The sequence below is a fragment of the Pseudomonas sp. GB2N2 genome (genome assembly GCF_054897705.1).
In genome coordinates, this window is sequence record NZ_CM142701.1 from 3,378,673 (window position 1) to 3,405,082 (window position 26,410).

Genomic DNA, 26,410 nt, shown 5'->3' on the forward strand with positions numbered 1-26,410 from the left:
CGGCTTTCAAGCCATCAAGGCTTGGGCCGGATCATTCCCACTCAATCGTCGCTGGCGGCTTGCTCGACACGTCGTACGTGACGCGGGAGATGCCTTCGATTTCATTGATGATGCGGCCGCTGACGGTTTCCAGCAGTTCGTAAGGCAGGTGAGCCCAACGCGCGGTCATGAAGTCGATGGTTTCCACGGCACGCAGGGCCACGACCCAGGCATAACGACGGCCATCGCCTACCACGCCAACCGATTTCACCGGCTGGAACACCACGAATGCCTGGCTGACTTTGTGATACCAGTCGGCCTTGCGCAGTTCTTCGATGAAGATGTGGTCGGCGCGACGCAGCAGGTCGGCGTATTCCTTCTTCACTTCACCGAGAATGCGCACGCCCAGGCCCGGGCCCGGGAACGGGTGACGGTAGACCATGTCGTACGGCAGGCCCAGTTCCAGGCCCAGACGACGGACTTCGTCCTTGAACAGCTCGCGCAGCGGTTCAACCAGTTTCAGGTTCATTTCTTCCGGCAGGCCACCCACGTTGTGGTGCGACTTGATCACGTGAGCCTTGCCGCTTTTCGCGCCAGCCGACTCGATGACGTCCGGGTAGATGGTGCCCTGGGCGAGGTACTTGATGTTGTCCAGCTTGTTCGACTGGGCATCGAAGACGTCGATGAAGGTACGGCCGATGATCTTGCGCTTCTTCTCTGGGTCGCTTTCGCCCGCCAGATTGTTGAGGAACTGATCTTCAGCGTTGGCACGGATCACCTTGACGCCCATGTTCTCGGCGAACATGGCCATCACTTGCTCGCCTTCGTGCAGACGCAGCAAGCCGTTGTCGACGAAGACACAGGTCAGCTGGTCGCCAATGGCTTTGTGCAGCAGCGCGGCAACCACCGAGGAGTCAACGCCGCCTGACAGACCGAGCAATACGTTGTCGGTGCCGACCTGGGCGCGAATGTTGGCGATGGCGTCTTCGGCAATCTTCGACGGCGTCCACAAGGCTTCACAGCCGCAGATGTCGAGGATGAAGCGCGACAGGATGCGGCCGCCCTGTTTGGTGTGGGTCACTTCCGGGTGGAACTGCACGCCGTAGTAGCCGCGCGCGTCGTCGAACATGCCGGCAATCGGGCAGCTCGGGGTGCTGGCGAGGATGTGGAATTCCTGCGGCATTTTGGTGACCTTGTCACCGTGGCTCATCCACACGTCGAGGCCGAACAGGCCGTCGGCGTCAATGTGGTCTTCGATGCCGTCGAGCAGGCGGCTCTTGCCGACCACGTCGACACGGGCGTAACCGAACTCACGCAGATCGGAACCTTCGACCTTGCCACCCAGCTGTTCAGCCATGGTCTGCATGCCGTAGCAGATACCGAAGACCGGAACGCCCAGGTCGAACACGGCTTGCGGGCAGCGCGGGCTGTTGGCTTCGTGCACGGACTCGGGACCGCCGGCGAGGATGACGCCTTTCGGGGCGAATTCGCGAATCGCATCTTCATCCATGTCGAACGGGTGCAGTTCGCAGTACACGCCGATTTCACGCACGCGGCGGGCAATCAGCTGGGTGTACTGCGAGCCGAAATCGAGGATCAGGATGCGGTGGGCATGAATATCGAGGGCCATGGAAGAAACTCTGAAAAGCAGTTGCAAGCTTCAAGCTGCAAGCTGCAAGTAATCGGAAGCCGAGCGGTAGCTGCACTAACGCAGCCCCGCTTACAGCTTATAACTTGTGGCTTAGAGCTGTCGGCGTCAGCCGACCCGATAGTTTGGCGCTTCTTTGGTGATCTGCACGTCGTGGACGTGGGACTCGGCCATGCCAGCGCCGGTGATCCGCACGAACTCAGGCTTGGTGCGCATTTCTTCGATGTCGGCGCTGCCGGTGTAACCCATCGAGGAACGCAGGCCGCCCATCAGTTGATGGATGATCGCGCTCAGGCTGCCCTTGTACGGAACACGCCCTTCGATGCCTTCCGGAACCAGCTTCTCGGCACCCGCAGAGGAGTCCTGGAAGTAACGGTCGGAGGAACCTTGCGCCTGGGACATGGCGCCCAGCGAACCCATGCCGCGATACGCCTTGTACGAACGACCCTGGAACAGTTCGATCTCGCCTGGCGCTTCTTCAGTACCGGCGAACATCGAGCCCATCATCACGCAGGAAGCACCGGCAACGATGGCCTTGGACAGGTCACCGGAGAAACGGATGCCGCCGTCGGCGATCAAAGGTACGCCCGAGCCTTCGAGGGCCGCAGCGACGTTGGCGATGGCACTGATTTGCGGGACGCCGACACCGGCGACGATACGGGTGGTGCAGATCGAGCCAGGGCCGATACCGACCTTGACCGCATCCGCACCGGCTTCAACCAGAGCCTTGGCGGCGGCGCCGGTGGCAATGTTGCCGCCGATGACCTGCACGTCAGGGAAATTCTGTTTGACCCAGCGAACGCGGTCGATCACGCCTTTGGAGTGACCGTGGGCGGTGTCGACCACCACCACGTCAACGCCGGCCGCCACCAGTGCCGCGACACGTTCGCCAGTGTCTTTGCCGGTACCCACCGCAGCACCGACGCGCAGGCGAGCCTGATCATCCTTGCTGGCGAGTGGGTAGGCTTTGGCTTTTTCGATGTCTTTGACGGTCATCATGCCTTTGAGGGCAAATTTGTCGTCGACAATCAGGACTTTTTCCAGGCGGTGCTTGTGCAGCAACTCGCGGACTTCGTTCTTGTCGGCGCCTTCACGGACGGTGACCAGACGCTCTTTAGGCGTCATGACTTCACGGACGGTGGCTTCCAGACGGGTTTCGAAGCGGACGTCACGGGAAGTGACGATGCCGACCAGGTCGCCATCATGCAGCACCGGAACGCCGGAAATGTTGTGCATGCGGGTCAGTTCGAACAGGTCACGAACCGTGGCGTCAGCCTCGATGGTGATCGGATCCTTGACGACCCCGGCTTCGAACTTCTTGACCTTGCGCACTTCGGCAGCTTGCTGCTCGATGGTCATGTTCTTGTGGATGATGCCGATGCCACCTTCCTGAGCCATGGCGATTGCCAGACGGGCTTCAGTGACGGTGTCCATGGCGGCAGAAACCAGAGGAATATTCAGCTCGATGCCACGGGTTAGGCGGGTCTTGAGACTGACTTCGTTAGGAAGCACCTCGGAATAACCGGGCACTAGGAGAATGTCGTCGAATGTCAGAGCTTCTTGGCTGATACGCAGCATCGCGGGGGCTCCCGAGCGGGAAAATGGAAGCGCGCCATTATAGTCAGACACCCCCTCGGGTACAACGTAAAACTCTGCCTATTATCGACACAGTGATCGACGGGGTCTTTGCAGAGCATCGCCAGCCAGCAGGCTCAAACAAATACACCGCGTTTCTGTAGGCGCTGGCTTGCCAGCGATGAACGATAACGCGGTCCATCAGATGAATTACAACTCGACCTTGACCCAGCTGACCGGCTGATCCAGCCAATCGGCAAACTCATCGATAAAGCTCTGCTTGAACCCGGCTTCCGCCCAGTTGTTGAAGATGAACCCCAGATTGGAAAACCCGCATTCCTGCAGGAACAGAAATCCGTTGATGTCGTCTTCGTGCCCGCATTCCGGGCAGGTGAAGTTATCAGTTCGGCCCGGCATCCAGTCTTCCAGGCTTTCAAACAGCGCCTCGCCGACTTCCTTGAGGCACTCGGCGCAGCCCGCTTCGCCGAGGAAACCCTTGGCCGGCGTGTAGATGCAGCGCTTGGTGACGATCTCCAGGCCATTGACCGGTTCGTTGAACGGCAGCGCCTGCGGGTGCAGCACCACGGCGCGGGCACCGTCGGCAAGGGCGTAAGCCATTCGATTGCCGGTTCGCCCGCAGGTGGTCAGTTCTTCCTTGATGATGTTCTTGCGCACCAGCCAACGCACGACCGCCCGGGCCCGGGGTTCGTGCACCGGCAGCGTGGAGATTTTCGGGACGATGATGCTTTGGGAGTTCATGGTGCGAGCCTGCAATACTGAGTGATTACCCTTGTGGGAGCGGCGGGCAGCTTAATCCCTGACACTCTGAGGTCAAGCACTCAAATACCGCCCGATCAACGCAATCCCGCTGGCCAGCACCAGCCAGGTCACCAGCCGCACAAATGCCTCGCGGGACAACCTCATGCTCAGCCGCCGGCCAATCCACAACCCCAGCGCCATGGCCGGCAACAAACACAGCGCCAACATCAATAAGGGTAGCTCGGCATACACACCCGCGACAGCAAACAGGCTCAGGCGCACCACCGTGCTGCAACTGATCAGCGCGCTCTGGGTCGCCCGTGCGGCGTCTTTCGACAAGCGACTGTTCAGATAAATGGCATATAAAAAGCCGCCACTGCCAAATAACGCCCCGAACATCCCGCCGATCGTGCCCATCGGCACCGCCCAGGCGGCGGACAACTGCGTCGGTCGTGCTTTGACCCACAGGCTATAAATCGCATAGGCACTGATAAACAGCCCCATCATCAGCAGCAACACATCGGATTGCAGGTTCAGTAGAAAAATCACCCCCAGCGTGCAACCCACCGCCATGCACGGCAGCAGCCGCAGCAACTCAGGTTTGGCCACATCCCGGCGCGAGGGCAGCAGATTGCCGAACGCCGCGACAAAATCCAGCAGCACCAGCAGCGGCACGATCTTCGACAGCGGCATGAACAGAATCAGAATCGGCCCGGCCACCAGCGCGGTCCCGAAGCCGGCGATGCCGAAAACGATGTAGGCCAGGGCGATGGCCGCCCCGATCACAGCCCAATCCACCAAGCCAAATGGCCAATGATTCATCAGCTCAACCACATTCATCCCCAGTCATCCATGAATCCCGGAGCGAACTCTACCCTTGTAGAAGCGAGCCTGCTCGCGATGGTGTGTCAGTCGACACCCATGTAGCTGACACACCATCGCGAGCAGGCTCACTCCGACAGGGGATCGTGCATTCGGCTGGAGAATGCCTTTAAACTGCGCCCCATGATTAAAGATCCCTTTGCAAGACTCGGCCTGGACCGTGAAGTCCTGACTGTCAGCCAGCTCAACGGCCGCGCGCGGGTGTTGCTCGAAGACGTATTCAGCAATATCTGGGTGGAAGGCGAAATCTCCAACCTCGCCCGCCCGGCGTCCGGCCATGTGTATTTCACCCTCAAGGACAGCGGCGCCCAGGTGCGCTGCGCATTGTTCCGGCAGAACGCCGCGCGAGTTCGTCAGGCGTTGAAGGACGGGCTGGCGGTCAAGGTGCGCGGCAAGGTTTCGCTGTTCGAGGGCCGTGGCGACTATCAGCTGATTCTCGATACCGTCGAACCCGCCGGCGAAGGTGCCTTGCGCTTGGCCTTCGATGCGCTGAAGGAAAAACTCAGCGCCGAAGGCCTGTTCAGCGCAGAACGCAAAGTGCCGCTACCGGCGCATCCGCAGCGCATCGGCATTATCAGCTCTCCGACCGGCGCGGTGATCCGCGACATCATCAGCGTGTTCCGCCGTCGCGCCCCGCAGGTGCAATTGACGCTGATCCCCACCGCCGTGCAAGGCCGCGAAGCCACCGCGCAGATTGTCCGCGCGCTGAAACGGGCGGACGCCCGTGGTTTCGACGCGTTGATCCTCGCCCGTGGCGGCGGCTCGCTGGAAGACCTCTGGTGTTTCAACGAAGAAGCCGTGGCCCGCGCCGTGGACGCCTGCGTGACGCCGATTGTCAGCGCTGTCGGCCATGAAACCGACGTGTCGATCAGCGATTTCGTGGCCGACGTTCGCGCCCCGACGCCCTCCGCCGCTGCTGAACTGCTGGCGCCGGATTCCAGCGATCTGGTGCGTCGAGTGGAAAGCCTGCATCGGCGACTGGTGATGCGCATGCGTGACCGCTTGATGCGCGATCGCCTGCGCCTGGAAGGCATATCCCGACGCTTGCGCCATCCCGGCGAACGCCTGCGCCAACAAGCGCAACGCCTGGACGATCTGGACATGCGCCTGCGCCGCGCCTTCGAACGCAGCCTCAATACCCGTCGCGAACGGCTGATCCGCCTGGAAACCCGCTTCGCCGGGCAACATCCGGGGCGGCAACTGGCGATGCTCCGTCAGCGCCTCGACAGCCTCGCCGAACGCCTGCCACGGGCCATTCGCGAAGGGCTCAAATCCCGTCGCCTGCAACTGCAAAGCCAGGTGCAGACGTTGCAAGTGGTCAGCCCGCTGGCGACCCTGGCCCGTGGCTACAGCATTTTGCTGGACGAGCGCGGCAATGCGATCCGCAACGCCGCACAAACCCGTCCTGGCCAACGTCTGAACGCCAGACTGGGCGAAGGCGAACTGCAAGTGCGGGTCGAAGACAATCACCTGACGCCCGTCACCCTCTCTTTACTGGATTGATCCATGCCGCGTTTCTTAGCTCCGCTGCTGTTGCTGTGCCTGACCTTCAACGCCCACGCCGACAGTTACATCACTCGCCTGCTGAACAAACCGGTGCCGGGCGGCGTGGCGGTTGTGAATCTGGGCGAATCTGCTCAGGCGCCGAGAGCCAGTTATCAAGGCAAACCGGTGTTGGTGGTCAAGGAACAAAACAACTGGCTGGCGATTGTCGGCGTGCCGTTGACGGTCAAGCCGGGCGCGCAGTCGATCAGCAGTGGCGGTCGTAACCTGAGTTTCACAGTCGGCAACAAGAAATATCCGGAACAACGCATCACGTTGAAGAACACGCAGCAGGTCAATCCTGACCCGGAAAACCTCAAACGGATCGAGCGCGAACTGGCCGAGCAGATCGCCGCGTACCGCACGTTCAGCCCAAATGCCCCGAGCAACCTGCTGCTGGACAAGCCGGTCAACGGGCCGCTGTCGAGCAAGTTTGGCGTGCGCCGTTTCTTCAACGGTGAAGAGCGCAATCCTCACTCAGGCCTGGATTTCGCGGTGGGCGCCGGGACGCCGATCAAGACGCCGGCGGCGGGCAAGGTGATTCTGATCGGTAACTACTTCTTTAATGGCAACACGGTGTTTGTCGACCATGGGCAGGGGTTCATCAGCATGTTCTGTCACATGTCGAAGATTGACGTGAAGGTTGGGCAGCAGATGGCGCGTGGGGGTGTGGTGGGCAAGGTTGGCTCGACGGGACGCGCGACCGGGCCGCATATGCACTGGAACATCAGCCTGAATGATGCGCGGGTTGATCCGGCGATTTTTATTGGCGCTTTCCAACCTTGAATCTTCGCTGAAGCGAATGGCCTCTTCGCGAGCAGGCTCGCTCCTGCAAGGGATCTGTGACACGCCGCAAATCCACTGTAGGAGTGAGCCTGCTCACGATAACGATGGTCGCTTCACCACCGCCCCTCAATTGCCAACCTTCAACTATCACCGCAATCAGTTCTGGATCACGGGGGCTACAGCGCGATTAAATCTCGTGAAATCCGCCAAAAACAGAACTTCTCTCAATTTTTTTCGACTGCTTGCCAACCTCCACCCCCGCGGTTAGGGTTGAGGGCATGAAAACCTCTCACACCCTCATTCAGCTTCGCCAGCACCGCAGCCTGTGCCTCGTCAGCGCACGACTGCCAGGCTGAATCGCGGCGCCTCGTCTTACGCTTTTCCCCAAGAACTTTTGATCCACCGGCAGGCCGCCTTTTTTCGGCCCTCACAATAAGGATTTCCCGATGAGCATGCTCAAAGACCCGTCTTCGAAATACCGCGCGTTCCCGACCATCGACATTCCGGACCGTACCTGGCCGTCGAAGACCATCACTGCGGCGCCGATCTGGTGCAGTTCCGACCTGCGCGACGGCAACCAGTCGCTGATCGAGCCGATGGACGCGGTCAAGAAACTGCGCTTCTGGAAAACCCTGGTGCAGGTCGGCGTGAAGGAAATCGAAGCCTCGTTCCCGGCCGCTTCGCAAACCGACTTCGACTTCGTGCGCACCCTGATCGAAGGCAACCACATCCCGGACGACACCACCATTCAGGTGTTGACCCAGGGCCGTGAAGACCTTATCGAGCGCACCTTCGAATCCCTGCGCGGGGCGAAGAAAGCCATCGTTCACCTGTACAACGCGACCTCCCCTTCCTTCCGCCGCATTGTCTTCAACCAGGACAAGGACGGGATCAAGGCCATCGCGGTCAACGCAGCCAAGTTGTTCGTCAAATACGCTGCCCAGCAGCCGGACACCCAGTGGACCTTCGAATACTCGCCGGAAACCTTCAGCGCCACCGAGCTGGAATTCGCCAAGGAAGTCTGCGACGCGGTCATTGAAGTGTGGAACCCGACGCCTGAGCATAAGGTGATCCTCAACCTGCCTGCCACCGTCGAATGCGCGACCCCGAACATCTACGCCGACCAGATCGAATGGTTCGGCCGTCACATCAATCGTCGTGACAGCGTGATCATCAGCCTGCACACCCACAACGACCGTGGCACTGGCGTGGCCGCCACCGAGCTGGGCCTGATGGCCGGCGCGGACCGTGTCGAAGGCTGCCTGTTTGGTAACGGCGAACGTACCGGTAACGTCGACCTGGTGACCGTGGCGCTGAACCTCTACACCCAAGGCATTCACCCTGAGCTGGACTTCTCCGACATCGACGGCGTGCGCAAAGTCGTCGAAGAATGCAACCAGATCCAGGTTCACCCGCGTCACCCGTACGTCGGCGACCTGGTTCACACCGCGTTTTCCGGCTCGCACCAGGATGCGATCCGCAAGGGCTTCTCCCAGCAGAAACCGGACACCCTGTGGGAAGTGCCGTACTTGCCGATCGACCCGGCCGACATCGGCCGCAGCTACGAGGCAGTCATTCGCGTCAACAGCCAGTCGGGCAAGGGCGGTATCGCTTACCTGCTGGAACAGGAATACGGCATCAGCTTGCCGCGCCGCATGCAGATCGAATTCAGCCAGGTCGTGCAGCGTGAAACCGATCGCCTGGGCCTGGAAATGACCGCCCAGCAAATCCACGCCTTGCTGCACAGTGAGTACCTGCAGGCCAACACTCCGTACGCGCTGGTCAGCCATCGCCTGCAGGAGGAAAACGGTAACAGCGCCGTTGAAGTGGAAGTCTCCGGCAAAGGCCAGGGCGAGACCAACCTGCACTGGCGCGGTCGTGGCAACGGCGCGCTGGAAGCACTGGTGGCCGGTCTGCCGATTCCGGTGGAGATCATGGACTATAACGAACACGCAATCGGCGCGGGAACCAATGCCAAGGCTGCGGCGTATATTGAACTGCGGGTGGACGGTCAGCGTGCGGTGCACGGCGTCGGTATCGATGAAAACATCACCACCGCCAGCTTCAAGGCCCTGTTCAGCGCGCTTAACCGCTCGCTGAGCCAGCCGGAAGCGAAAGCGGCGTAAGCCTTCGCTGCAAAGCAAAAGGCCCCAAGGTTCGCACCTTGGGGCCTTTTTGTTTGCCGTTTCTATGTTGCCTGCCCGCGATAAGGCCCGCTCAGGCGACGAGATTGTCAGGCGTGGGTATCAACGCTGAACATCGCCTGCAACAACGCCGATTGCAGTACCTGCAGGTTGCTGCTGGTCACGGCGATCTGGGCCTGGATTGCCATCACCTTCTGCGCCTTCTGCTCGTTGTCCTGGCCTCTCTGCACACTTGCCAGTTGAGCCTGTTGTTCAGCGAGCAGTTTCTTGGCTTCTTCGATCTGTTTTTTCAACGCTGTAATCGGGTCACTGGCGCCGCCCACCGAGTCGATGTTCGCCCCGGCGCTGTTGACGCGCAGTTTATTGCCGTCCTTGCCAGCCGTGTCATCTGCCGGCACCAGCGTGCTTTCGTCAGCCTTGCCGGTAACGACATTGGGCGACGACACGGTGTAGGAATTGATGGTGATGGTGCTCACGTTGATCATGGCTAACTTCTCCTGGGTTGCCTTGCTATCGGCAAGCCAGGAGAAATCTGCACCTTTGAGTCGTCAAAACAACCGTCGGTCAGGTGAACTCAAACGTATCTGCATCCAGATTCGCCGGAAAACGCGTGCGATAGGCCTGAAGATCGGCAGCATTCAAAATCACCTGAAACACACCATCGGCTTCCCCGGCACTGAACAACGTTTCGCCCTGGAAATCCAGGACCTGGCTGTCACCGGTGTACGCAAAGCCCTTGCCGTCAGTGCCGATGCGGTTGACTGCCGCCACGTAGCACAGGTTTTCGATGGCCCGGGCCGGCAGCAAGCGGTTCCAGTGCTGACGCCGCGCGCCCGGCCAGTTGGCGGTGTACAGCAACAAGTCGGTGTCATGCGGATCACGGCTCCACACCGGGAAACGCAAGTCGTAGCAAATCAGCGGCCGCACGCGCCAGCCTTTGAGTTCAAACTGCACCTGGCGCTCGCCAGGAGTGTAGTGGTTTTGCTCGCCGGCCATGCGAAACAGGTGACGCTTGTCGTAATGCCAGACTTCGCCGTCCGGTCGCGCCCACAACAGGCGATTGCGGTGACTGCCGTCGGCGGCCTGAACGATGATGCTGCCGGTGATCACCGCATTGAGTTGCGCAGCCTGGGCGCGCAGCCATTTGCTGGTCGGGCCGTCTTCCGACTCGGCGAGTGTCTCGGACTCCATGGAGAACCCGGTGGTGAACATTTCCGGCAGGATGATCAGGTCCGCGCCGCGAGCCTGCTCCAGCAGCAACTCGAAGTGCTCCAGATTGGCCTGGCGGTCGTGCCAGGCAAGGCTGGTCTGGATCAACGCGATGTTCAGGTCCGGCAATGCACTCAGATCACGCATAGTTTTTCCGCAGCTTCACGCAGGGTCTCCTCACGCTTGGCAAAACACAGGCGCACCAGGCGCTGGCCTTCAGGCGGCGTCTGGTAGAACACCGAAATCGGGATACTCGCCACGCCGTGCTCGCGGGTCATCCACAGGGCCATCTCGACATCGTTGAGGTCCGGGCGGATCTGCGAGTAATCGACCAACTGGAAATAAGTACCCGCCACGCGGGTGAAACTGAAACGCGAAGGCGCGAGCAAATCGCAGAACAAATCGCGCTTTTTCTGATAGAACGCCGGCAGCTCTTCCACGTGTGCGGGCTGCTCGGCCATGAAGTCGGCCAAGGCATATTGCAGCGGGGTCACGCCGCAGAAGCTCACGTATTGATGGACCTTGCGCAGCTCGGCCGTCAGGGCAGGTGGCGCGACCACGTAGCCGGTTTTCCAACCGGTGACGTGATAGGTCTTGCCGAACGAGCTGATCACGAAAGCGCGCTGATACAGCTCTTCGTGATTGAGCACACTGACGTGCGGCACGCCATCAAATATCAGGTGTTCGTAGACTTCGTCACTGACCAGATAGATATCGCGATCACGAATCAGATCCGCCAATTGATCCAGCTCGGCACGGCTGATCAGCGCGCCACTCGGGTTGTGCGGTGAGTTCAGCACAATCATCCGCGTGCGCGGGGTAATAGCCTGGGCCAGTTTCTGGAAGTCGATGGAGAAATCATCCAGCCCCAGTTGCACATGCACGCAACGACCGCCGGCCAGTTGCGTGGCCGGTTCATAACTGTCGTAGCACGGATCGAACACGATCACTTCGTCGCCGCTGTGGATAACCGCCTGAATCGCGCAGAAGATCGCCTGGGTGGCGCCGGGCGTGATGGTCACTTCGTTATCGGCATCGACGTTGACGCCATAACTGCGGGCGATTTTCGCCGCCACTTGCTGACGCAAAGCCGGCAGGCCGGTCATCGGCGAGTACTGGTTGTGGCCACTGGCAATGTGCCGGCCGACCGCATCGCACAGCGCCTGCGGGGCATCGAAATCGGGGAAACCCTGGGACAGGTTGATCGCCCCGGTTTGCGCCGCGAGCTGAGACATCTGAGTGAAGATAGTGATGCCGACATTCGGCAGCTTACTGGTGATCATCGGTGGGCCCCTGCAGGTGAGCTGCAAGTTTCAAGCTGCAAGCTGCAAGCGGTCAAGCGGCAAACCGCCGAACAGCAAAAAGGGTCCATTCAGGACCCTTTTTGCTGTGGCGGTTCAAGCTGCAAGCTACAAGCTAGAGACAGATGAGCTTTGACTTGTAGCTTGCGGCTTGCAGCTTAAAACTGCCCCTAACGCTTATCGCGGCGCTTCTTGTCGGCCTTTTTGTGGTGCGACATCATGCGGCGCTTCTTGTTGACCTGACGGTCGGTGAGCGAGTTCTTGTTGCCTTCGTACGGGTTCTCGCCACCCTTGAACTCGATGCGGATCGGCGTGCCGACCAGCTTCAGAACACGGCGGTAAGTGTTTTCCAGGTAACGGACGTACGACTTCGGCACTTTCTCGATCTGATTACCGTGAATCACGATGATCGGCGGGTTCGCGCCACCCAAGTGGGCGTAACGCAGCTTGATCCGGCGGTTGTTGACCATAGGCGGCGCGTGCTCGCCAACCGCATCTTCCAGAATCGTGGTCAGGCGGTTGGTCGGCCAGCGGGTGACCGCAGACTTGAACGAGTTCTGTACGGAGGCGTAGAGGTTGCCCACGCCCGTGCCGTGCAGGGCCGAGATGAAGTGAATGTCGGCGTAGTCAACGAAGAACAGTCGACGTTGCAGCTCGACCTTGACGAAGTCGCGCTCGCCCGGCGTCATGCCGTCCCACTTGTTGATCGCGATCACCAGCGCACGACCCGCTTCAATGGCAAAGCCCAGCAGGTTGAGGTCGTGGTCGACCACGCCTTCGCGGGCGTCCATCACGAAGATCACGACGTTGGCGTCTTTGATCGCCTGCAGGGTTTTGACCACGGAGAATTTTTCGACTTCCTCGTGGATCTTGCCGCGCTTGCGCACACCGGCGGTGTCGATCAGCGTGTACTTCTCGTCGTTACGCTCGAACGGGATGTAGATGCTGTCGCGGGTGGTGCCCGGCTCGTCATACACGATCACCCGGTCTTCACCGAGCATACGGTTGACCAGGGTCGACTTGCCAACGTTCGGACGGCCGATGATGGCGATCTTGATCCCGTCTTTTTCGCTTGGGCCAGGAATGCGCTTGGCTTCCTCGCCTTCAGCAACGATCTCTTCTTCGCCGTCTTCCGGTTCTTCTTCGTCTTTCGGGAACGTGCTGAGGGCAATTTCCAGCATCTGGGTGATGCCACGACCGTGGGCACCGGCGATCGGGATCGCGTGGCCCATGCCCAACGGGGCAAATTCGGCGCGGGCCATTTCCGGGTCGATGTTGTCGACCTTGTTGGCAACCACGTAAGAACGCTTGTTACGTTTGCGCAAATGCTCGGCGATCATCTGGTCGGCGGCGGTGAAACCGGCCTTGGCATCTACCAGGAACAGCACGACATCAGCTTCTTCAATGGCCAGCAGCGACTGCTCGGCCATTTTTTCGTCCATACCGTGCTCGTCACCGGAGATACCGCCGGTGTCGACCAGAATGTAGGAACGCCCTTGCCACTTGGCCTCACCGTATTGGCGATCACGGGTCAGACCGGACAAGTCGCCGACGATGGCGTCGCGAGTCCTGGTCAGGCGGTTGAACAAGGTGGACTTGCCGACGTTCGGTCGGCCCACCAGGGCGATTACGGGAACCATGCGGCTCTCCACTTCGTTATTTCAGAAAATACAAAAGCCGCTGCGAGGCAGCGGCTGGTGCTCGGGGCAACGCCTGTAAGCGCTGCGAGCCCCGCAGAACGGGGCCGCTTGGGGGTTAAACCCCAAGCATAGTCGTTACTTGATGGACAGGGCTTCCAGTTTGCCGCTGTTGCCATACAGATAAATCGTGTCACCCACCACCAGCGGACGGGCACGCAGGCCGTCGCTGTCGATGCGTTCGCGGCCGACAAAGCGACCGTCCACCTGGCTCAGCAGGTGCAGGTAGCCTTCCATGTCACCGACTGCAACGTAACTGGAGAACACTTCCGGAGCAGAGAGTTGACGGCGAGCCAGCGAATCGTTGCTCCACAACGCTGTGGTGGAACGCTCGTCGACGCCTTCAACCGTGCCCGAGGACAGGCTCACGTAAACACTGCCGAAACCCTGGGCAAGGCCAGCGTAACTGGACGCATCACGCTGCCAGAGCTGACGACCGCTTTCCAGGTCCAGTGCCGCAACGCGCCCCTGATAACTGGCAACGTACACGGTACCGCCGGACAGCAGCAGACCGCCGTCGATGTCGACAACGCGCTCCAGCTCCGAACGACCCTGTGGAATCGCGACCCGCTGTTCCCACACCGGAACGCCGTTGGTGATATCGAGAGCGACCACTTTACCGGTCGACAGACCCGCCACCGCAAGGCGGTTGGTCACGATCGGCGCACTGGTGCCACGCAGAGTGAGGACCGCAGGCGTGCTGTCATACAACCAGCGCTGGCTGCCGCTAGCAGCATCCAGACCGATCAGACGGTCGTCCTGAGTCTGAACCACTACGACGTCACCGTTGTTGGCCGGCGGTGCGAGGACTTCGCTGGACACGCGAGCGCGCCATTTCTCTTCACCGCTGGTGGCGTCCATCGCAACGATTTCGCCTTTGGTCGTACCGATCACGAGCAGGCCATAACCGACGCCAACGGCGCCGGAAACAGGCAGGTCGAGATCTTTCTTCCATTTGACGTCGCCATTGCTGCGATCCATCGCCATGACCACGCCAGTGACGTCGGCGGCATAAATGGTATCGCCATCGATCGCCGGAACCAGCATGTTGTAAGTTTCGCCCTGACCGTCACCGATCGAACGACTCCACTGCTTGTGCAGGACCACTTCTTCTTTGAAGTCGACCAGCTCGGCAGGCGGCAATTCTTTTTTGCTGTTGCTGCTGCAACCCGCGGCCAATACGGCCAGAGCCAGCAATGCTGCATGTTTCCAACGGATCACGTCACGCATCCCCTTTGGCCAGATCGTCCAGCTTGATTTGTAGGCCACCGACTGCCGCTTCATCCGACAGTGCCGCCTTGGCTTTTTGATACGCCGTGTTCGCTTCGTCGGTACGACCCAACTGCACCAGCAGGTCGCCTTTGAGTTCTTCGCGGGTGGCCAGGAAGGCCTTATCGGCATCGCCGTCGAGCAGTTTCAGGGCTTCATCGGCCTTGTTCTGCGCGGCCAATACCTGCGCCAGGCGCTGACGGGCGATTTCGCCCAGGGCCGGGTTGGCCGGTTTGGCGATGATCGCTTTCAGCTCGCTGGTGGCGTCGTCGAGCTTGCCGCTGTCGACCGCGACTTTCGCCACGAACAGGCTGCCGTACTGCGCGTAGGCGGTGCCGCCGAACTCGCTGTTGAGCTTGCCGGCCAGATCCGAAACACGGGCTGCGTCAGGCTTGCCGTCAGGCGTCAGCGTGGTTTCGAGCAATTGCTGATAGAGAATCGAGGCGCCTTGCGCCTGATTGTTCTGATACTTGTGAAAGGCCTGCCAGCCGAACACGATGACCAGCGCCAACAGGCCGCCAGTGACCAGGGGCTTGCCGTTGCGTGTCCACCAGTCCTTCAAATCCGCCAGGTTTTCGTCTTCGGTACTCGACACCCCAATACTCCTTAATCGCTAAATCGGCTGTTTAAGACAGCTTCAACCCTGCACGACGCAGGTGGCCAGGTGTGCAGCAAGCGCATCCCAGGCAATGCTTTGTTGTTCGCCCTGGCCACGCAGGGGTTTGAAACCTACCACTTGCTGGGCCATTTCGTCGTCACCGAGGATCAGTGCGTACAGCGCACCGCTCTTGTCGGCCTTCTTGAACTGACTTTTGAAGCTGCCGGCGCCGGCATTGATCTGCAGGCGCAGGTTGGGTAATTGATCACGAACCTTCTCGCTCAACGTCAGGGCAGCCAGTTCGGCAGCCTCGCCGAACGCGCAAAGATAAACGTCGACCTGACGGGAAATCTCTTCAGGAATTTGTTCCAAGGTTTCCAGCAGCAACACCAGACGCTCGATGCCCATGGCGAACCCAACGCCCGGGGTCGGCTTGCCGCCCATCTGCTCCACCAGACCGTCGTAACGACCGCCAGCACACACAGTGCCTTGGGCGCCCAATTTGTCGGTGACCCATTCGAAAACGGTTTTGCTGTAGTAATCCAGCCCGCGCACCAGCTTCGGGTTGATCACGTAAGGAATGCCGGCGGCGTCCAGGCGAGCCTTTAGGCCCTCGAAGTGCACGCGGGACTCGTCGTCGAGGTAGTCGGCCATTTTCGGCGCGTCGACCAGGATCGCTTGCGTGTCGGCGTTCTTGGTGTCCAGAACCCGCAAAGGGTTGGTCTTTAAACGACGCTGGCTGTCTTCGTCGAGCTTGTCCAGATGACCGGACAGGAACTCGACAAGCGCTACGCGATAACGACCACGGGATTCGCTGGTGCCCAGGCTGTTGAGCTCGAGCTTGACCGCATCGCGGATACCCAGTTCGCCCCACAGGCGCCAGGTCAGCACGATCAGCTCGGCGTCGATGTCCGGACCGTCGAGGTTGAACACTTCGACACCGATCTGATGGAACTGGCGATAACGGCCTTTCTGCGGACGCTCGTGGCGGAACATCGGGCCGATGTACCAGAGTTTCTGCACCTGGCCTCCCCCGGTGATGCCGTGTTCGAGCACTGCACGCACGCACGCCGCCGTGCCTTCGGGACGCAAGGTCAGCGAATCGCCGTTGCGGTCCTCGAAGGTGTACATCTCTTTTTCGACGATGTCGGTCACTTCGCCGATCGAGCGCTTGAACAGCTCGGTGAACTCGACGATCGGCATGCGGATCTGCTTGTAACCGTAGTTATCCAGCAGACGCGAAACGGTGCCTTCGAAATGACGCCACAGGGGCGTCTGCTCGGGCAGGATGTCGTTCATGCCACGAATGGCTTGCAGAGACTTGCTCACTATAAATCCTTAAATTCGTTCGGCTCTTCAGTCGGGCTTAGCCGCGAGCGATTACAGCAGCGTCAGCTTCGACCTTTTCGGCCGCTTTCTGGCGGATCAAGCGTTCAAGCTCATCCACCAGATTGTCATTCGTCAGTTTCTGCGACGGTTTGCCGTCGATATAAATCAGGTTGGGCGTGCCGCCGGTCAAGCCGATATGGGCTTCCTTGGCTTCGCCCGGCCCATTGACCACGCAACCGATGACCGCGACATCCAGCGGCACCAGCAAATCTTCGAGGCGCCCTTCCAGCTCGTTCATGGTCTTGACCACATCGAAGTTCTGCCGAGAGCAGCTCGGGCAGGCGATGAAGTTGATGCCACGGGAACGCAGGTGCAGGGATTTGAGAATGTCGTAGCCGACTTTCACTTCCTCGACCGGGTCAGCCGCCAACGAGATGCGGATAGTATCGCCAATCCCTTCGGCGAGCAGCATACCGAGGCCCACGGCGGATTTCACTGTACCTGAACGCAAACCACCGGCTTCGGTGATGCCCAGGTGCAGCGGCTGGACGATTTCCTTGGCCAGCAAGCGGTAAGCGGCGACGGCCATGAACACGTCGGAGGCTTTCACGCTGACCTTGAAGTCCTGGAAATTCAGGCGTTCGAGGTGTTCGACGTGACGCAGTGCAGATTCGACCAGCGCGGCCGGAGTCGGCTCGCCGTATTTCTTTTGCAGGTCTTTTTCCAGCGAACCGGCGTTGACGCCGATGCGGATCGGAATCCCGCGATCACGGGCGGCATTGACCACCGCACGCACGCGGTCTTCACGCCCAATGTTGCCCGGGTTGATGCGCAGGCAATCCACACCCAATTCCGCGACGCGCAGGGCGATCTTGTAATCGAAATGGATGTCGGCAACCAACGGCACTTTGACCAGTTTCTTGATCTTGCCGAAGGCTTCAGCGGCGTCCATGTCCGGCACGGAAATCCGCACGATATCGACGCCGGCGGCTTCCAGACGGTTGATCTGGGCCACGGTGGCGGCGACATCATTCGTGTCGCTGTTGGTCATGCTCTGCACAGCGATGGGCGCATCGCCGCCAACGGGGACGTTACCGACCCAGATTTTGCGGGATTCGCGACGCTTGATTGGAGATTCGCCGTGCATGACTTATTGACCCAACTTCAGGCGAGCAGTCTCGCCACTGGTGAACGGAGCGATATCAACCACCTGACCGTTGTAGCTGACCTGAGCGCCGCGGGCGAAGCCCAGACGCACGGAAATCGGCGGCTTGCCGCTGACGGAAACGTTTTCGCCTTTACGCTTCAGACCACTCAACAGCACTTTGCCGGCGCCATCGGTGACTTGCGTCCAGCAATCAGCGGTGAATTGCAGTTGGACCTGGCCTTGACCGGCCACTGGGGCAACCGCTGCCGGAGCAGGAATGGTCGGTGTGACCGAAGCAGTCGCAGGCAGGGTCGATACAGCCGGAGCCGTCGGGGCCGGAGCAGCGACAACCGGCGCGGCGCTGTGAGTCGGAGCGGCGGGCGCAGGTGCGGCCGGGGCAGCAGCAGGCGCAATGGATTGAGGCTCGGCGGCTGCTTCGGTGGAGTTCTCCGCTTGCGGCAAGGCGAGTGCGGTCGCGCCCTCAGTCTGGCCTTCCGCGACAGCCTGGTCTTCCGGCTCGTCCAGCGGATGGATCTGGGTGGTGCCGTCGGCGCCTTCGACTTCAACGTGTTCCGGGCTCAGGCTGACCTGGTCCTTGGCGCGCTGCGAGGTTTGATCCTGCCACCAGACAAAGCCACCGCCGATGACGGCCAGCAGCAACAGGAGGCTGACGATGCGCAAAATAGTGTGGGAAACCCGCACCGGCTCTTCGATACGACCCAGGCTGTGAACGTTGCTGCCCTGGGAGTCGGTGCCAGTGCTCTGGTCGAACTGCTGGACTAGAACGGTCTGGTCCATGCCGAGCAATTTGGCGTACGCACGAATATAACCCCGAGCAAAGGTATGCCCTGGCAGTTTGTCGAAAGCGCCGGCTTCAAGATTGCCCAGGGAATTCACGGTGAGGTTGAGCTTTAGGGCCACTTCGGCCAGCGACCAGCCATTGCTTTCGCGGGCCTGGCGCAAAGTCTCACCGGGGTTAACGCGATTCGCTGCTACAACTTCGGGATGCGCCGCTTTCATCATTGCTCCGACAGGTATTGCTGATATTCCGGCGTACCGGGATAGAGTCGTTTTAGTTGCAGGCCAAAACTGGCGGCCTTGTCGCGATCTTCAAACACTTTTGCCAGTCGAACGCCGAGCAATAGACTACGTGCATTTTGCTCGGTGAGCAGGCTAAAACGGTCGTAATAGTCACGCGCGGGCACATAATGCCTGTCTTCGTAAGACAACTCAGCCATTTCAAGCAAGGCACGGGGTTGCTGACGGTTCAAACGCAGGGCTTTTTCCAGTTGCTGCTGGGCCAGATCACGTTGACCAAGCTTCGAAGCGGTCATGCCCAGGTTCTCGAACACTCGCGAACGCTCAGGATACAGGGTATCGGCGGCGGCCTGTTCGAAGCGTTCGTAAGCCTCTTTGTAGCGTTTTTGCTCGAAAAGAAAACTGCCGTAGTTGTTCAGAATGCGCGCATCGCCGGGCCGGGAAGACAGTGCCTTGCGAAAGTGCTCGTCTGCCAGTTCCGGTTCCATTTCCGCCTGGAACACCAGCCCCAGCGCCGCGTTGGCGTCCGGGTCCGAGCTGTCCAGCTCCAGGGCCTTTTTCAGCGGCACCTTGGCGCGTTCGGTCATGCCCTGCTGCAAGTAGCCCAAGCCCAATTGGACGTAGGCAACACGTGCTTCATCGCGGCCCTTACTGGTCTTCATCGGGTTGAAATCGCCCGACAGGACGCAGCCAGTACAAAGACTGGCCAACAGCACAAGCAGCGCGAAGCGCAGGGACATAGAGATCCTCTCTTGAATTATTTCGCGGCGTTAGTCGCCATATCGCTGTCGGCGCTCAACTCGCGCACGGCGATATAACGTTCGCTGCGACGGGTGCGATCCAGCACCTGCCCTACCAATTGGCCACACGCGGCATCGATGTCTTCACCGCGAGTGGTGCGCACGGTGACATTGAAGCCCGCATGGTGAAGCTGATCCTGGAACCGGCGAATCGCGTTGTTGCTCGGGCGCTCGTAACCGGAATGCGGGAACGGGTTGAACGGAATCAGGTTGATCTTGCACGGCACGTTCTTCAGCAGCTCGATCATCTCGACGGCGTGTTCGACCTTGTCGTTGATGTCCTTGAGCAAGGTGTACTCGACGGTCAGCACACGTTTTTCGCCCAGGGTCGACATGTAGCGCTGGCACGACTCGAGCAGCATCTTAAGCGGATATTTCTTGTTGATCGGCACCAATTGGTTACGCAATGCGTCGTTTGGTGCGTGCAGGGACAACGCCAGGGAGACGTCGATGTGCTTGGACAGCTCATCAATCATCGGCACTACGCCGGAGGTCGACAGGGTCACACGGCGCTTGGAAATGCCGTAACCCAAGTCGTCCATCATCAAGTGCATGGCCGCGACGACGTTGTCGAAGTTCAGCAGCGGCTCGCCCATGCCCATCATCACCACGTTGGTGATGGCACGGTCGGCGGTCGCCGGGATGCTGCCGAACGATTTGTTGGCAATCCACACCTGGCCGATGACTTCGGCGGCGGTGAGGTTGCTGTTGAAACCTTGCTTGCCGGTGGAGCAGAAACTGCAATCCAGGGCACAGCCTGCCTGGGACGAGACGCACAGAGTGCCGCGCTTGCCCTGGGGAATGTAAACGGTCTCGACGCAGCTGCCGGACGCCACGCGCACCACCCATTTACGGGTGCCGTCGGTGGAAATGTCCTCGCTGACGACTTCAGGACCGCGAACTTCAGCAATCACCTTGAGCTTATCGCGCAAGGCTTTGCTGACGTTCGTCATGGCGTCGAAATCATCGACGCCAAGGTGGTGAATCCATTTCATTACCTGACCGGCACGGAAACGCTTCTCCCCGATTGAGTCGAAGAATTTTTCCATTTCCTGTTGAGTCAGACCCAGCAGGTTGGTTTTTACAGTCGATGTAGTCATGGATTCACCTTCACTCATAAGCCAATGCTTAGCGAGTGGTTACTTCAGTAGCGGCGAAGAAGTACGAGATTTCGCGAGCAGCAGCGGCTTCGGAGTCCGAACCGTGTACAGCGTTGGCATCGATCGAATCAGCGAAGTCAGCACGGATGGTGCCGGCAGCCGCTTCTTTAGGGTTGGTAGCGCCCATCAGCTCACGGTTCAGAGCGATAGCGTTTTCGCCTTCCAGAACCTGAACAACAACAGGACCGGAGATCATGAAAGCAACCAGGTCGCCGAAGAAACCACGAGCGCTGTGCTCAGCGTAGAAGCCTTCAGCTTCAGCTTTGGACAGTTGCTTCAGTTTCGAAGCTACAACGCGCAGGCCTGCTTTTTCGAAACGAGTGGTGATCTCACCGATGACGTTTTTTGCAACAGCGTCAGGCTTGATGATGGAGAAAGTACGTTGAACAGCCATGGTGTAACTCCAGAAACGGTAATTTGTGAAAAATTAAACCCGCGAATTATACGCGGGTTCTTGGGTATTGCCTAACCTGCAGCGTGGCTCAGTCGCGTTCTTCGATCCAGTTGGCCTGAATGGCTTCGAGGACCTTTTCGCCACAATGCTCAGGCTTGTCGTCGAACTCGGGCAATTCCATCACCCATTTGCGCAGATCGACGAAGTTGACCGCCATTGGGTCAACATCGGGCTTGCGTTCAGCCAGCTGGATAGCAATTTCCAGCACATCAGTCCACTTGAGACTCATGACAATTCCTTGAATCAGTGCGGCGCTTCGGCAGCGTGGTTAAGCGAGTATTTCGGAATTTCGACCGTCAGGTCTTCATTACCGACGATGGCCTGGCAGGCCAGACGCGATTGCGCTTCCAAACCCCAGGCGCGATCGAGGAAATCCTCTTCCAGTTCGTCCGCTTCTTCCAGCGAATCAAACCCTTCGCGAACGATGCAGTGACAGGTGGTGCAAGCGCAGACGCCGCCGCAGGCACTTTCCATCTCGATGTGGTGCTCGTGAGCCAGTTCGAGAATCGAAGTACCGGGCGCTGCTTCCACAACCATGCCGTCCGGGCAAAACTTATCGTGTGGCAGAAAAATGACCTGCGGCATCGTTATTCCTCAATCTCATTCAGGTTGCGCCCCGCCAGCGCGGCTTTCACCGTCGAGTCCAGGCGGCGGGCGGCAAAAGCGTCGGTGACTTGCGACAGACGTTTGGTCTGCTGCTCGATGGCGTAACCATCGGTACCTTTCATCAGTTCAGTCAGTTCCTGCAACTGCAATTCGATGACCATGCGCTCTTCAGCGTCGAGCAGGCGCTCGCCGTCGGCATCGAGGGCGGCTTGCACCGCTTCGATCAAGCGTTGGGCATCGACCTGCTGTTCACGCAGAACGCGGGCAACCTTGTCGTCGTTGGCATGCTGGAACGAATCCTTGAGCATCTTGGCGATTTCGCCGTCGGTCAGGCCGTAGGACGGCTTGACCTGGATGCTGGCTTCGACGCCCGAACCGAGTTCGCGGGCCGCCACGCTGAGCAAACCGTCGGCGTCGACCTGGAAGGTCACGCGAATCTTCGCTGCACCGGCGACCATCGCCGGAATGCCGCGCAATTCGAAGCGAGCCAGGGAACGGCAATCGCTGATCAGCTCGCGCTCGCCCTGCAACACGTGAATTGCCATGGCCGATTGGCCATCTTTGTAAGTGGTGAAGTCCTGGGCGCGGGCGACGGGAATGGTGGTGTTACGCGGAATCACCTTCTCCATCAGGCCGCCCATGGTTTCCAACCCCAGGGACAACGGAATCACATCGAGCAGCAGCAATTCATCGCCATCGCGCTTGTTGCCGGCCAGCGTATCGGCCTGGATCGCGGCACCGATGGCCACCACTTGATCCGGATCGATTTCAGTCAACGGCTGGCGACCGAAGGCTTCGGCGACTGCTTCGCGAACACGTGGCACACGAGTCGAACCGCCGACCATGACCACGGCGTGCACTTCATCCAGCTCGATGCCGGAATCACGTACGGCGCGGCGGCAGGCCTTGAGGCTGCGAGCAACCATCGGCTCGATCAGTGCATTGAGGGCTTCGCGAGTCAGCTCGGCTTTCCAGTCGCCATAGGCGACTTCAACCGACGCTACAGTGGTCAGCGCTTCCTTGGCCGCACAAGCAGTTTGCAGCAGATGGCGTTGCGCACCCGGATCAAGGTCGGCGGACAAACCGGCGCTCTCGATGATCCAGCCGGCAATCGCGTGATCGAAGTCATCGCCGCCCAGGGCGCTGTCGCCACCGGTGGCCAGCACTTCGAACACACCGCCGGTCAGGCGCAGAATCGAAATATCGAACGTACCGCCGCCCAGGTCATAAATCGCGACCAGGCCTTCAGCGTGCTGATCCAGACCGTACGCCACCGCAGCGGCGGTCGGCTCATTGAGCAAACGCAGCACGTTGAGACCGGCGAGTTTCGCCGCATCTTTGGTGGCTTGGCGTTGAGCGTCGTCGAAATAGGCCGGGACGGTGATCACCGCGCCTACCAACTCACCGCCCAACGTGGCTTCGGCGCGCTGGCGCAGCACTTTGAGGATATCGGCGGAGACTTCGACCGGGCTTTTTGGCCCCTGAATTGTGTCGATGAACGGCATGTGCGATTCGCCACCGACAAAGCGGTACGGCAGTTGATCGCCCAATTGCTTGACGTCGGACAGACCACGACCCATCAAGCGCTTGACCGAAAGCACGGTGTTCAACGGATCGGTAGCGGCGGCCAGTTTGGCCGACTCGCCGACTTCGACGCGATCGGCGTGATAGCGCACGGCGGACGGCAGGATGACCTGCCCGTCAGCGTCGGCCAGAGGCTCGGAAAGACCACTGCGCAACGCAGCGACCAGCGAATTGGTTGTGCCCAAGTCAATCCCCACAGCCAGACGACGCTGGTGCGGTTGAGGACTTTGGCCGGGTTCGGCGATCTGCAGTAGGGCCATCGTGATCAGGACTTATCTGTATATCAGGCGTGCGACCGGAGCGGCACTGGGTTAATCGTCGAGGCGCTCTTCTAATTGGCGCACTTCGTAGGTGAGCTTGTCGAGGAACTGCATGCGCCGCATCAGGCGTTCGGCCTGTTCACGTTGCGCCGCATCATTCCAGCAGGCTGCGAAGCTTTGGTTCAGCTCATCCTGAGCGGTTTTCAGGCGACGCTTGAAGACCGCAACACCGGCGAGGTCGGCGCTGTCCTGCAAGTCTTCGAGCTCTTCACGCAGCTCCATCTGCTGCAGCAGGAACTCCGGATCATGCACCGTGACCTCCAGCGGCAGCTCGCGACCGCCCATGGCGAGCAGGTATCGCGCGCGCTTCGGGGGACTCTTGAGCGTCTGGTAGGCCTCGTTGAGGCTCGCGGATTGCTCCAGGGCCAGCCGTTGCTCGCGCTCGGAAGCGTCCGCGAATCGGTCCGGGTGAACACTGCGCGCCAACTCACGGTAGCGCGTAGCCAACTGGTCGAGGTCCAGATTGAAACTCGGTTGCAGCTCAAATAAAGCGTAATGACAAGGAGTACCCACAAGAAGCCTCAGATATTGAAGCTTTCGCCGCAGCCACATTCACCGCGTACGTTGGGGTTATTGAACTTGAAGCCTTCGTTCAACCCTTCCTTGACGAAATCGAGCTCGGTGCCGTCCAGGTAGGAAAGGCTTTTCGGGTCGATGATCACTTTCTCGCCGTGACTTTCGAACACCTGATCCTCATCAACCACCTCGTCGACGAACTCCAGCACGTAGGCAAGGCCGGAACAGCCCGTGGTGCGAACACCCAGACGAATCCCTTCACCTTTGCCGCGCCCGTCAAGGGAGCGTCGCACGTGTCGAGCAGCCGCTTCTGTCATGCTGATAGCCATCGGTGACTCCTTACTCGTCGCAATATCTTGAAAGTCAGATCAAGCCTTTCTTCTGCTTGTAGTCGCGAACGGCCGCTTTGATAGCGTCTTCAGCGAGTACGGAGCAGTGAATTTTCACTGGCGGCAGGGCCAGTTCTTCGGCCAGCTGAGTGTTTTTGATGGTCTCTGCTTCATCCAGAGTCTTGCCTTTCATCCACTCGGTTGCCAGGGAGCTGGAGGCGATTGCCGAACCGCAACCGTAGGTCTTGAACTTGGCATCTTCGATGATGCCTTGATCGTTGACCTTGATCTGCAGGCGCATCACGTCGCCGCACGCCGGGGCGCCGACCATGCCAGTGCCGACATCCGGGTCTTCGGCGTCCATCTTGCCGACGTTACGCGGGTTTTCGTAGTGGTCGATGACCTTTTCGCTGTAAGCCATGATGCTTAATCCTCACTCATCAGAGAGTCGCTCTTAAAGCCCTGCAAGCCGTGGCTCGCAGGACCGGTTCGCGGCGACTTGAAATCAGTGTGCCGCCCACTCGATTTTCGAAATGTCGACACCGTCTTTGTACATGTCCCACAGCGGCGACAAAGTGCGCAGCTTGGTAACGGCCTCGCAGACTTTCTGCGCGGCGTAGTCGATTTCTTCTTCGGTGGTGAAGCGGCCGAAGGTGAAGCGGATCGAGCTGTGTGCCAGTTCGTCGTTGCGGCCCAGGGCGCGCAGTACGTACGAAGGCTCCAGCGAAGCCGAGGTGCAGGCCGAACCGGACGAAACCGCGAGATCCTTGAGCGCCATGATCAGCGACTCGCCTTCAACGTAGTTGAAGCTCAGGTTCAGGTTGTGCGGAACGCGGGCGGTCAAGCTGCCGTTGACGTACAGCTCTTCCAGGTCTTCGACCTGTTTGAAGAAGCGGTCGCTCAGGGCTTTGATGCGAATGTTCTCGGCCGTCATGTCTTCCTTGGCGACACGGAACGCTTCACCCATGCCGACGATCTGGTGGGTCGCCAGGGTGCCGGAACGCATGCCGCGCTCGTGACCGCCGCCGTGCATGGTCGCTTCGATGCGCACGCGTGGCTTGCGGCTGACGTACAGCGCGCCGATGCCTTTAGGGCCGTAGGTTTTGTGGGCGGAGAACGACATCAGGTCGACTTTCAGCTTCGACAGGTCGATGTCGACCTTGCCGGTGGACTGAGCGGCGTCGACGTGGAACAGGATCCCTTTGGAACGGGTCAGTTCGCCGATGGCTTCGATGTCGTTGATGGTGCCGATTTCGTTGTTCACGTGCATGACCGAGACCAGGATGGTGTCGTCACGCAGCGCTGCTTCAATCATAGCCGGAGTCACCAGACCATCGGTCTGAGGCTCGAGGTAAGTCACTTCAAAGCCTTCACGCTCCAGTTGGCGCATGGTGTCGAGGACAGCCTTGTGCTCAATCTTGGTGGTGATCAGGTGTTTGCCCTTGGTCGCGTAGAAATGCGCCGCACCCTTGATTGCCAGGTTGTCGGATTCGGTGGCACCGGAGGTCCAGACGATTTCACGCGGGTCGGCGTTGACCAGGTCAGCGACCTGACGGCGAGCGTTTTCGACGGACTCTTCAGCTTTCCAGCCAAATACGTGGGAACGGGACGCCGGGTTACCGAAGTTTCCGTCGACCAGCAGGCATTCACTCATTTTTTGCGCAACACGGGGATCAACCGGGGTGGTCGCAGAGTAATCAAGGTAAATCGGCAATTTCATGGACTCTCTCCTAAATCA

26 protein-coding genes are annotated in these 26,410 nt (G+C 59.8%); 3 read left to right on the plus strand and 23 right to left on the minus strand.

Annotated elements, in window-relative coordinates:
* Positions 1–31 precede the first annotated feature (31 nt).
* The 4 genes from guaA to ACYZT4_RS15685 form a co-directional block, all read right to left on the minus strand.
* Positions 32–1,609 (minus strand): glutamine-hydrolyzing GMP synthase, encoded by a 1,578-nt coding sequence (gene guaA / locus ACYZT4_RS15670; protein WP_461981068.1) that lies wholly within the window; start codon positions 1,607–1,609, stop codon positions 32–34.
* Positions 1,610–1,735: 126 nt separating this feature from the next.
* On the minus strand, positions 1,736–3,205 hold the full coding sequence (guaB, locus tag ACYZT4_RS15675) for an IMP dehydrogenase (protein ID WP_461981070.1): 1,470 nt from the start codon (positions 3,203–3,205) through the stop codon (positions 1,736–1,738).
* Positions 3,206–3,412: 207 nt separating this feature from the next.
* Positions 3,413–3,961 carry a sugar ABC transporter ATPase gene (locus tag ACYZT4_RS15680; RefSeq protein WP_461981072.1) on the minus strand — a complete coding sequence of 183 codons (549 nt, stop codon included), beginning with the start codon at positions 3,959–3,961 and terminating at the stop codon, positions 3,413–3,415.
* Positions 3,962–4,033: 72 nt separating this feature from the next.
* Complete coding sequence (locus ACYZT4_RS15685; RefSeq protein ID WP_461981074.1) at positions 4,034–4,801, minus strand: sulfite exporter TauE/SafE family protein; 768 nt, start codon at positions 4,799–4,801, stop codon at positions 4,034–4,036.
* Positions 4,802–4,966: 165 nt separating this feature from the next.
* On the opposite strand from ACYZT4_RS15685, the gene xseA reads away from it, so the two are divergent.
* From xseA to leuA, 3 genes are all read left to right on the plus strand, one after another.
* Positions 4,967–6,346 carry an exodeoxyribonuclease VII large subunit gene (xseA, locus tag ACYZT4_RS15690; protein WP_461981076.1) on the plus strand — a complete coding sequence of 460 codons (1,380 nt, stop codon included), beginning with the start codon at positions 4,967–4,969 and terminating at the stop codon, positions 6,344–6,346.
* Positions 6,347–6,349: 3 nt separating this feature from the next.
* Positions 6,350–7,171, plus strand: coding sequence for a peptidoglycan DD-metalloendopeptidase family protein (locus ACYZT4_RS15695; protein WP_461981078.1), 822 nt, complete (start codon positions 6,350–6,352; stop codon positions 7,169–7,171).
* Positions 7,172–7,617: 446 nt separating this feature from the next.
* On the plus strand, positions 7,618–9,297 hold the full coding sequence (gene leuA / locus ACYZT4_RS15700) for a 2-isopropylmalate synthase (protein ID WP_461981079.1): 1,680 nt from the start codon (positions 7,618–7,620) through the stop codon (positions 9,295–9,297).
* A gap of 107 nt (positions 9,298–9,404) precedes the next feature.
* Here the strand turns inward: leuA and ACYZT4_RS15705 are convergent, their stop codons facing one another.
* The 19 genes from ACYZT4_RS15705 to ACYZT4_RS15795 all read right to left on the minus strand — a co-directional run bounded on the left by ACYZT4_RS15705 (position 9,405) and on the right by ACYZT4_RS15795 (position 26,392).
* A complete protein-coding gene (locus tag ACYZT4_RS15705) occupies positions 9,405–9,800 on the minus strand; it encodes a hypothetical protein (RefSeq protein ID WP_461981081.1) in 396 nt (131 codons plus the stop codon).
* 79 nt (positions 9,801–9,879) lie between these two features.
* Positions 9,880–10,671 (minus strand): amidohydrolase, encoded by a 792-nt coding sequence (locus ACYZT4_RS15710; RefSeq protein ID WP_461981082.1) that lies wholly within the window; start codon positions 10,669–10,671, stop codon positions 9,880–9,882.
* Positions 10,659–11,807, minus strand: coding sequence for a pyridoxal phosphate-dependent aminotransferase (locus tag ACYZT4_RS15715; protein ID WP_461981084.1), 1,149 nt, complete (start codon positions 11,805–11,807; stop codon positions 10,659–10,661). Before ACYZT4_RS15715 ends, ACYZT4_RS15710 begins: the two co-directional genes overlap by 13 nt.
* Before the next feature lie 188 nt (positions 11,808–11,995).
* Positions 11,996–13,465 (minus strand): ribosome biogenesis GTPase Der, encoded by a 1,470-nt coding sequence (der, locus tag ACYZT4_RS15720; protein ID WP_028620135.1) that lies wholly within the window; start codon positions 13,463–13,465, stop codon positions 11,996–11,998.
* Between the two features lie 135 nt (positions 13,466–13,600).
* A complete protein-coding gene (gene bamB, locus ACYZT4_RS15725) occupies positions 13,601–14,752 on the minus strand; it encodes an outer membrane protein assembly factor BamB (RefSeq protein WP_461981086.1) in 1,152 nt (383 codons plus the stop codon).
* Positions 14,745–15,386 carry a tetratricopeptide repeat protein gene (locus ACYZT4_RS15730; protein ID WP_461981088.1) on the minus strand — a complete coding sequence of 214 codons (642 nt, stop codon included), beginning with the start codon at positions 15,384–15,386 and terminating at the stop codon, positions 14,745–14,747. Before ACYZT4_RS15730 ends, bamB begins: the two co-directional genes overlap by 8 nt.
* A gap of 42 nt (positions 15,387–15,428) precedes the next feature.
* Positions 15,429–16,718, minus strand: coding sequence for a histidine--tRNA ligase (gene hisS / locus ACYZT4_RS15735; RefSeq protein WP_461981090.1), 1,290 nt, complete (start codon positions 16,716–16,718; stop codon positions 15,429–15,431).
* A gap of 37 nt (positions 16,719–16,755) precedes the next feature.
* On the minus strand, positions 16,756–17,865 hold the full coding sequence (gene ispG / locus ACYZT4_RS15740) for a flavodoxin-dependent (E)-4-hydroxy-3-methylbut-2-enyl-diphosphate synthase (RefSeq protein ID WP_461981092.1): 1,110 nt from the start codon (positions 17,863–17,865) through the stop codon (positions 16,756–16,758).
* A 3-nt stretch (positions 17,866–17,868) separates the two neighbouring features.
* Positions 17,869–18,885, minus strand: coding sequence for a RodZ domain-containing protein (locus ACYZT4_RS15745; RefSeq protein WP_461981094.1), 1,017 nt, complete (start codon positions 18,883–18,885; stop codon positions 17,869–17,871).
* Complete coding sequence (gene pilW, locus ACYZT4_RS15750) at positions 18,885–19,643, minus strand: type IV pilus biogenesis/stability protein PilW (RefSeq protein ID WP_461981096.1); 759 nt, start codon at positions 19,641–19,643, stop codon at positions 18,885–18,887. The genes ACYZT4_RS15745 and pilW overlap by 1 nt, the downstream gene beginning before the upstream one ends.
* A 17-nt stretch (positions 19,644–19,660) precedes the next feature.
* Positions 19,661–20,803: a dual-specificity RNA methyltransferase RlmN gene (rlmN, locus tag ACYZT4_RS15755; protein ID WP_461981098.1), complete on the minus strand. Its 1,143-nt coding sequence runs from the start codon at positions 20,801–20,803 to the stop codon at positions 19,661–19,663.
* 28 nt (positions 20,804–20,831) lie between these two features.
* Positions 20,832–21,257, minus strand: a complete 426-nt coding sequence (gene ndk / locus ACYZT4_RS15760; protein WP_007916882.1) for a nucleoside-diphosphate kinase — start codon at positions 21,255–21,257, stop codon at positions 20,832–20,834.
* Between the two features lie 88 nt (positions 21,258–21,345).
* Positions 21,346–21,546: a Fe-S cluster assembly protein IscX gene (iscX, locus tag ACYZT4_RS15765; protein ID WP_461981100.1), complete on the minus strand. Its 201-nt coding sequence runs from the start codon at positions 21,544–21,546 to the stop codon at positions 21,346–21,348.
* A gap of 14 nt (positions 21,547–21,560) precedes the next feature.
* The gene (gene fdx, locus ACYZT4_RS15770) at positions 21,561–21,902 is read right to left on the minus strand and encodes an ISC system 2Fe-2S type ferredoxin (RefSeq protein ID WP_461981102.1); all 342 of its coding nucleotides are present in this window, start codon (positions 21,900–21,902) and stop codon (positions 21,561–21,563) included.
* Between the two features lie 2 nt (positions 21,903–21,904).
* Positions 21,905–23,767, minus strand: coding sequence for a Fe-S protein assembly chaperone HscA (gene hscA, locus ACYZT4_RS15775; RefSeq protein ID WP_461981104.1), 1,863 nt, complete (start codon positions 23,765–23,767; stop codon positions 21,905–21,907).
* A 51-nt stretch (positions 23,768–23,818) separates the two neighbouring features.
* A complete protein-coding gene (gene hscB, locus ACYZT4_RS15780; RefSeq protein ID WP_461981106.1) occupies positions 23,819–24,340 on the minus strand; it encodes a co-chaperone HscB in 522 nt (173 codons plus the stop codon).
* A gap of 8 nt (positions 24,341–24,348) precedes the next feature.
* The gene (iscA, locus tag ACYZT4_RS15785) at positions 24,349–24,672 is read right to left on the minus strand and encodes an iron-sulfur cluster assembly protein IscA (protein WP_461981108.1); all 324 of its coding nucleotides are present in this window, start codon (positions 24,670–24,672) and stop codon (positions 24,349–24,351) included.
* Between the two features lie 34 nt (positions 24,673–24,706).
* Entirely contained in the window at positions 24,707–25,093 is a 387-nt protein-coding gene (gene iscU / locus ACYZT4_RS15790; protein WP_261741057.1) for a Fe-S cluster assembly scaffold IscU, read from the minus strand.
* Between the two features lie 84 nt (positions 25,094–25,177).
* On the minus strand, positions 25,178–26,392 hold the full coding sequence (locus ACYZT4_RS15795) for an IscS subfamily cysteine desulfurase (protein ID WP_461981110.1): 1,215 nt from the start codon (positions 26,390–26,392) through the stop codon (positions 25,178–25,180).
* Positions 26,393–26,410 lie beyond the last annotated feature (18 nt).